The sequence below is a fragment of the Paraburkholderia sp. UCT2 genome, from assembly GCF_014397665.1.
In the GTDB taxonomy this organism is placed as follows: Bacteria; Pseudomonadota; Gammaproteobacteria; order Burkholderiales; family Burkholderiaceae; genus Paraburkholderia; species Paraburkholderia tuberum.
Window position 1 is genome coordinate 1 of sequence record NZ_VZQO01000092.1, and the last position, 6,904, is coordinate 6,904.

Below are 6,904 nucleotides of genomic sequence, written 5' to 3' on the forward strand. Positions count from 1 at the left end.
AATTTCCGCTTCGGCGAAGCCGATCTGCCTCTTCATCATCGTGAGTCTGTTCCGTGAGTTGCCTTCTATAACGTCCTCAGCTACGCCAACGATGACCACCGAGCTGAATAAATCAGCGCTTCCCTAACGAGCGATCCGACCGCGCACTCGCGGTCGTTGTCGCCGCGCAGCCGGCATGAGCCGTTCTCGTCCTCCGAGACGGCCTCCTGGTTAAGCAGATGAGCGCTGACGCGCTCGTAGATCTCTCTTGCGCACTGCATCACGACACCTGCAACCCTCAAGCAGCGGCTTTCAGAAACGTGGCCGACAGGGCAAATTGTCGAGCAATTGATGCCAGCCGCTCACTCCATTCCCATGTGCCAAATACATCGTGGACGTTCTGCAGACAACTAAGCAATTCGACAGTCACCGGATCGGACACATCGATGCGCGAGCGAAGCAGCGCGCGCTTGAGCGCCGCGACACCGATATCCATATAAGCCGGCACGTCCTTTGGCGGTTTTGCGACGTAGCGGATGGGCACGCCTTCCATTGCCGTCATATAGTCGCGCGGCTTAATGAAGCTGCCGACCGGACAGCTACCGCAGTAGCCTCGATAGGCGCCGCCGCCGCGAGGCAGCAGGGAGGCTCGCGCCTGGCCGAATAAATGCTCTACAGCGTGGTCGAAAATCTCCTGATGTGTCAGGAAGCTCCGGCTTTTCATGTCCACCTCTTTGCGTCTTTCGCATCGGCCAGTCGTTGACAACGGGCAGCCTGCGCTCTAAGTATCAAACGTCGCCGCCGGGGCAAAGGGGCTGCTGCGAATACAAGCGACGCGAAGTCTTGACGGAACCTCGATTTGGCTCGAAGCCGCCTGCGCTAGTCAGACCGGAGGCCGTTCCAGGCGCAAAGCGCGGCTGCATCGGGCATGGGTTTACGGTACAGCCGCGACCGAAATTGGGCTATCACACGGAAGGAAGGAACGCCTCTACGTTGGGATGCACCGGCACGGTGTTCAGAGTTGCGTGAATATACGGGCGTATAGGCTCCGCCTTCGAGATTTCGATAACGATTGAGTACGCGACGCGAGTGGGCGACTGTGGGGCCGTAGCCGCATGCTGCTCGAGCAGCTCTCCCGGGTCACAGCGCCAAAGCGGGGGCTCTACGCCGCGATATGGTGAGCGTGATCGTTGCCCGCGAGCGCCGGATACCATCGCTCGAAGCATGAGACACCGGCGTGGGGCTGCGCGACGGAGAGCTGGAACACCTTTTTTGAATCGTTTTATACGACGAAAGCGGGAGGCAAGGGCATGGGCCTTGCGATTTGCAGGTCCATCGCCGAGACTCATGGCGAGCGCATCGACGCAGGCGCCGAACAAGCCTGGCAGTGCGGTGTTTCGCTTCGCCATCCCTGTCGAACGGCACGATTGTCCGCGTGCAGCAACTCAGCGCGCCTAAGACCGCAGGTTTAAAGCCCGCGGCGGCAGGGGCGGTTTGCGGCTGCGTTTGTGCTGCCGGGGCATGCAGCGGCCAACAGCAGCTGTTTTCCGGTATCTCCTGCTCTTGTGCTGCCCCCGCGTCAAGCGGGGCCGGGTGGCTGCGCTTGCCAAGGCGCGCAGAGGTAAATCTGCAGCACGCCTCTGGCATCGACGACATAGTAAGCTCCGAACAGAGGGTGTATCCCTCGCCCCATGCCGCGGTTCATGTTCTAGCCGCTTCGTGCGACGCATTGCAGACGTAGATGCAAGGGTAGCGGGCCGCTTGGGCGGCGGCAAAGCTCCATTCGGGCATCTACCCCACTCTCGTTTTACCGTGTCATACTTGAAACGCGTCTTATGGGCGCAAAACGGCGCGGACGCGTCTCTGTCAAGCGGGCGAAATGTCTCGTCAGTTCGCCGCATTCTGGCGTGTTGAGGACTCGTTTATGGCTACCGATCGGCATGTACCGTCGTCCACGGGTGGAATCCGCGGCTCGACAGTCTTCGTCGTCGACGACGAAGAGTCCATCCGCCTCGCGCTGTGCGATCTACTGGAGTCCGTCGGGTATTCCGTCGAGACGTTCTGTTCCGTGCAGGAATTCATGACGTTTCGCAAACCCGCCGGCCCGAGCTGTCTCATCCTCGATGTCAGGCTCAAAGGCGAAAGCGGTCTGGCGTTCCAGCAGGCGATGGCACGCGAGGGACTGCAAATGCCGGTTCTCTTCATGACGGGGCACGGCGACATGGAAATGTCGGTGCGAGCAATGAGAGCTGGTGCATTCCATTTTTTCCCGAAGCCGTTTCGTGACCAGGATATGCTCGACGCGATTTCCGAGGCAATTTCGAAAGACTCGCAACGCCTCGAAAAGGAACACGGCCTCGCGGCTGTACGCGCCGCGTACGCCTCGCTGACGCCGCGCGAACGCGAGATCCTGGCGCTGGTGGTCAGCGGAATGCTCAACAAGCAGATCGCCGCGCAACTCAACCTGAGCGAAATCACGGTGAAAATCCATCGCGGCCAGTTGATGAAAAAAATGGGCGCGCGCTCACTCCCGGATCTCGTCTTCAAGGCCGTCGCACTCGAAATTGGGCGGCGACAAACAAAGCCGCGCCCTTAGGCTCGCGCCAGCCACCATTGACGGAAAGAGGTCCGAAAACGCTGTTTTGAGCGCCCCTGCCTAAATCCCGACGTTGCCGAGTGCTCGCTTCAGGAGCGCCGCGTCCACGGGCTTGTCGAGCAGCGTGATGGCTGTGCTGGACTGCACCTGCGCTCGCAGCGCGTCGCTGGGAAACGCGCTCACGAAGATCGTCGGCGGCGCGGCGCCCAGTGCGACAAGACGGTCAAGCAACTCCAGTCCTGACATGCCGGGCATGCGGACGTCGGAAAGCAGGACTCCGTTTTCGGTGCGAAGGTGCGACGCCCGCGCCGCCAGATAGTCCGAAGGCAGCGAGTAAGTTTCGGTCGAATAGCCGAGCGATTGCACCAGGCTTTCGAGCGCCAGGCGGGATGATTCGTCGTCGTCGACAATCCAGACGATCCCGGAAACGGAAGCCCGCGGCTGTCGTTGCGAGGGGCTTCGGGAGGACATAAGGTCGCTTGCCAATGATTGCTTATTCAATCTAGACCCTGGAGCGTCGACTTGTCCATCATACCGACGTATGTCTGACTATCCCTTCCGGAATGATGAGACGCAGTGCGTCGGCCCCCGCATCGAGACTCGCCGGGCGCTGCCTCGGAATGTTGCCCCCGAACCTCTTCTGACTGTCCCCATATCTTTTCCTTACGGTTGCTAGAGTCTTCTGCGGAGCGAGACGCGCAGTCCGGCAAGTTCCATTACCGATTATCGCGACGGAACTGCTCCACGGCGGCCCGCGTCGACGTTGTCTTCAAACGCAAAAACCTACGCTTCGGATCTTTCAGACTGACGGTAAGCCGAGCCATACCGACGTATGAGCTCGACAAACAACGGTGGGCGAAAGTCCAAACGCTCGCAGAATGGATTCGATACCACCCGGCCGTCTATCTTGGCAATCATAGGCGGTGCTGCTTACAAGTCGACTCCCTTTAAAGGCACGACGGGTCCCGCCCCCGCCTATCGGTGAGCATTGACCTGCAAGTCGTTGTGTGCGTCGACAGGCTCAGATGCGTTACGTGTTGGAGACACACGTTTTCGTCTCGGCATGCCCGTCAAAGGTTAACCATGTTTAGCAAACGCATAGGTCATCGCTGTTTTCCGCGGGCGGAAACAAAGGCGTCCAACGGCAACAGCATCGGCGGATCGGCCGGGCTCGCAGTCACCATTTCGGCGCTTGTTGTCTGCTGGTGGGAATTGATCGAGATATCTTTGGACTTCGCATTGACCGACAGCGACGCGGCACTCGGCACGACAGTAGGCACAAGCCTGATCGTGGTGGTGTCTGGACTCGCGGTCGTAGGCGACGCCCCCTTCGCGCGGCCCGTTTTCTGTTTTCTGTGCGCGATGAGCGTGCTTGCAGTCGGTCCGGCCATCCCACTTGAGCTCACAGACTCGCTCCTGGTACCAGCCGTCTCGTTCATCGACTGCGTAACGAAAACATTGTTTCTCGCTTGCGCGTTCTCCTCGTCCGGCAGGAATGGTCGTGACAAGCGCAACCACAGTCACGTTTTTGAAGTAGCCGTACTGCCGCCGCGCGACTGACACGCCGACAACGCTTTTTCCCCAACCTTCATTTTGAGGTGACTTTCATGTCCAACTGTTTGCATAACTGGATCTACGTCGGCGCGAACGCTTACGACGAATACACCTATGTCCCATGGCTTAAGCGGAACGTCTACCGGAGAACCGTCGACCTTTGCAGAGTTTGCATCCAATAGTAGTCAATACATTTCTATCCGACTTTCCTCATTTCACCGGTAGCACTCGACGTCAAGTCGGCCTTTCTGAGGTCCGAGTGCTCGTCTCGTTCAATTTGCGCAGGAGTGTTTAGTTCCCAATAAACGACCTGGTGGAAACTAAAGTGGACGAGATATTGAGTCGTAGCCCGAAGAGCAAACAACCGAACTTTCCTGTCGAAACGACGCGGCACCTGGTCGAGCAGACCTTCTAACGGGGAGCTTCGGTATCGCTGATTGCCCGCCCGAACAGCACAAATCTGCTATGGTCCTCTGGCCCGCATGCTCACTGGCCTGATCATGCGCGGCGTGGCGATCGAGTTCAGTCACAAAGCAGAACGATCGCGATGGGTCTGGGATGTGATGCTGTTTGCGGGTTCGCTACTTGCGGCGTTCATGCAGGGCGTTTCTGTCGGAACGTACGCTCAGGGTATTCCTGTTATGAACCTGCGATACACAGGCAGTCGTTTGGAGTGGTGCGATGCGTTCCCGTTGTGGTGCGGTGTGGCGCTCAGCCTGGGATATGCCACGCTGGGCGCGGGTCGGCTCGTGCTCAAGGGTGACCGTACGTTGCAGGAGTTCGGCCGCGCTGCGGCGCGTCGGCTCATGCCGCTTGTTATCGTCGCGGCCGCTTCGGTGGGCCGAAACCCGCTCGATGCCCAACGCGAGCATCTCGGCCTTCCCCGTGGCCTCCTGCGGCGGTTCGCCTTGGCGTATGAAAGCGACGCGGAACTGCGGATAAGTGAATCCTTTCGGCCACAGGGCCGTGATGGCAACAGGAGTGATGCCGGACACTCATTCTTCGGTGCATCTCGGCGTTTTGAGTAGACAATCTTGTGATTGACCGCCGTAAAGACGGTGATGCCACCACCCAGCATCCACATCACCGCTAACGCCAGCGAGAAAAATGACAGCAGCTTGAGGACAGTCATGCTAGCGCCCCCTTGACCCTTGACCAACCGAATCAAACGGAATTGAACGGGCGACACGGGGCCAACTGAGGGGCGCTCGCTAGCGACGCTATGCAGTTTCTTCGGTGCCTCCTCCCGATATCATCAGCCTGATAAGCGACGACTCTCCGGTTGCAGGAGGATCTTCCTGATGACGTAATGAACCGGCACGCCGCTCGGCGGAAGGCACATGATGACTTGTCCGCAACGCGCACCCAACAGTGCGATGCCCGTCGGCGAGAGAACGGACAGTCGCCCACGCTGATAGTCGGCCTCGCGCGGGTAAACCAGCGTCCATTCATGCGTCTCAGTGCCGTCGGTGGTCGTACATTCGACCGTTGTATTCATCGTGACGACGTCCGGTGGTATCTCGGCGGAATCGACAAACAAGGCTGTCGCTTCCATGGCGTCCAGGAGGGCGCGCTGCGTCGGTGACACCCTCGGCAGGTGCGCACATTCCCGGAGTCGTTCCATGTCGGATTCGGACACGACCGGCTGGCCTTCCATGCGGCCGGTTATGGCCGTGATCGAAATGTTTTTGGCAGACAACATGTGTGCCTCCGGCTGGAAAACAGGTTACAGATATCCGCGCAATCGCGGTCATTCCATACGTCGAGCCACGAACCGTCCAAGAAAATGAGCCGATCGATGGTTCCCAAATGTTGTATATCGAGCAACGCGCTCCGGTTGACGAACGCACCGGGTCGATCGTCAGGAAAGACGACCTGCATCAGGGGAGCGAAGCGCCGGGTTATCTCGGTGAAGCTCGCCTCACTAGACGGTTCCGTCACGTCAAGCCAGTAGACAAGCGCCGCCGTTGGACGTCCTGCCTTCCGAGCAATAAAACGGAGTGTTTTTTCGCCTGACGATTCATTCATGATCACCTGCCCGGTTAGTACGTTCCTCTTTCAAAAGCAGTTCGGCGCTGCTTGCCGGGCTTGCCGATACGACGCGCTGTGGGGCGACTTTCGTAAGCCGGTGGTCGACCCATATCCGTCCCCATCGGATCGCGTACTGCAAGGCGTGCGCTGGGTCGTAGAAATAATCCAGCGCGTGGAAGCAGCGCTGTGTCGGGCAGCCCGGCCCTTCGATCACAAGATGGGCCGCGTGCAACGCACTCTCCACGGGTTCTGCTCGGGCCGTCAAACGGTAGCCCTGATGTTCAGCCTGATAGCTCACAGAGCCGATGCGCCTGCTTTGCGAAACGTTCCACTGCGAGGCCAAATTCTGGCCACTGATTGTGACGGAGCGTTCCTGCCTGACCGTCGGCTTCTCATTCAGACGTTTTGTTTGCGTTCTCATGGGTTCTCGATCCTTCAAAGACGATCCGATTCCGCCGCTGTTCGGTCGCGCGGCTAAAGACCTGCGCACAGGCAGCGCAACGGATCTCGAGTTTGTTCGGCACGCGGGCCGGACGCCCATCACGCAAGTCGTGATGGAGTAGCCGACTATCGCCTGATGCGCCCAGCGTTTGCCACTCCGCAAGTGGCGCTCGACTTTCTCACGCACGGTCGCTGGCGAAAGGTTGGTCTCAGGTAGTTCCGCGGCGCGCGCCACCCTCACGAGTCACCGGCAGCAGGCCGCTGCCGGTTTCAACTACGCTCTCATCCGTCAATTTGCTGAAT

Annotated in this window: 8 protein-coding genes; 4 read left to right on the top strand and 4 right to left on the bottom strand. The window is 59.2% G+C overall.

The annotated features are described in order from the left end of the window. Positions 1-277 precede the first annotated feature (277 nt). Positions 278-703: a hypothetical protein gene (locus F6X39_RS35450; protein ID WP_184037089.1), complete on the bottom strand. Its 426-nt coding sequence runs from the start codon at positions 701-703 to the stop codon at positions 278-280. 466 nt (positions 704-1,169) lie between these two features. On the opposite strand from F6X39_RS35450, the gene F6X39_RS37755 reads away from it, so the two are divergent. After that, positions 1,170-1,451, top strand: coding sequence for an ATP-binding protein (locus F6X39_RS37755; protein WP_410450740.1), 282 nt, complete (start codon positions 1,170-1,172; stop codon positions 1,449-1,451). A 452-nt stretch (positions 1,452-1,903) separates the two neighbouring features. Continuing rightward, positions 1,904-2,575: a response regulator transcription factor gene (locus tag F6X39_RS35455; RefSeq protein WP_187620056.1), complete on the top strand. Its 672-nt coding sequence runs from the start codon at positions 1,904-1,906 to the stop codon at positions 2,573-2,575. Positions 2,576-2,635: 60 nt separating this feature from the next. On the opposite strand, the gene F6X39_RS35460 is transcribed toward F6X39_RS35455, so the two are convergent. Continuing rightward, complete coding sequence (locus F6X39_RS35460) at positions 2,636-3,076, bottom strand: response regulator transcription factor (RefSeq protein WP_260330610.1); 441 nt, start codon at positions 3,074-3,076, stop codon at positions 2,636-2,638. A 582-nt stretch (positions 3,077-3,658) separates the two neighbouring features. On the opposite strand from F6X39_RS35460, the gene F6X39_RS35465 reads away from it, so the two are divergent. Both F6X39_RS35465 and F6X39_RS35470 read left to right on the top strand, forming a co-directional pair. After that, positions 3,659-4,135, top strand: coding sequence for a hypothetical protein (locus F6X39_RS35465; RefSeq protein WP_187620057.1), 477 nt, complete (start codon positions 3,659-3,661; stop codon positions 4,133-4,135). A 431-nt stretch (positions 4,136-4,566) separates the two neighbouring features. Continuing rightward, positions 4,567-5,157 carry a cytochrome d ubiquinol oxidase subunit II gene (locus F6X39_RS35470; RefSeq protein WP_262414929.1) on the top strand — a complete coding sequence of 197 codons (591 nt, stop codon included), beginning with the start codon at positions 4,567-4,569 and terminating at the stop codon, positions 5,155-5,157. 227 nt (positions 5,158-5,384) lie between these two features. On the opposite strand, the gene F6X39_RS35475 is transcribed toward F6X39_RS35470, so the two are convergent. Both F6X39_RS35475 and F6X39_RS37220 read right to left on the bottom strand, forming a co-directional pair. Continuing rightward, on the bottom strand, positions 5,385-5,831 hold the full coding sequence (locus F6X39_RS35475) for a GreA/GreB family elongation factor (RefSeq protein WP_262414930.1): 447 nt from the start codon (positions 5,829-5,831) through the stop codon (positions 5,385-5,387). A 318-nt stretch (positions 5,832-6,149) separates the two neighbouring features. Beyond that, positions 6,150-6,581 (bottom strand): hypothetical protein, encoded by a 432-nt coding sequence (locus tag F6X39_RS37220; RefSeq protein ID WP_262414931.1) that lies wholly within the window; start codon positions 6,579-6,581, stop codon positions 6,150-6,152. Positions 6,582-6,904 lie beyond the last annotated feature (323 nt).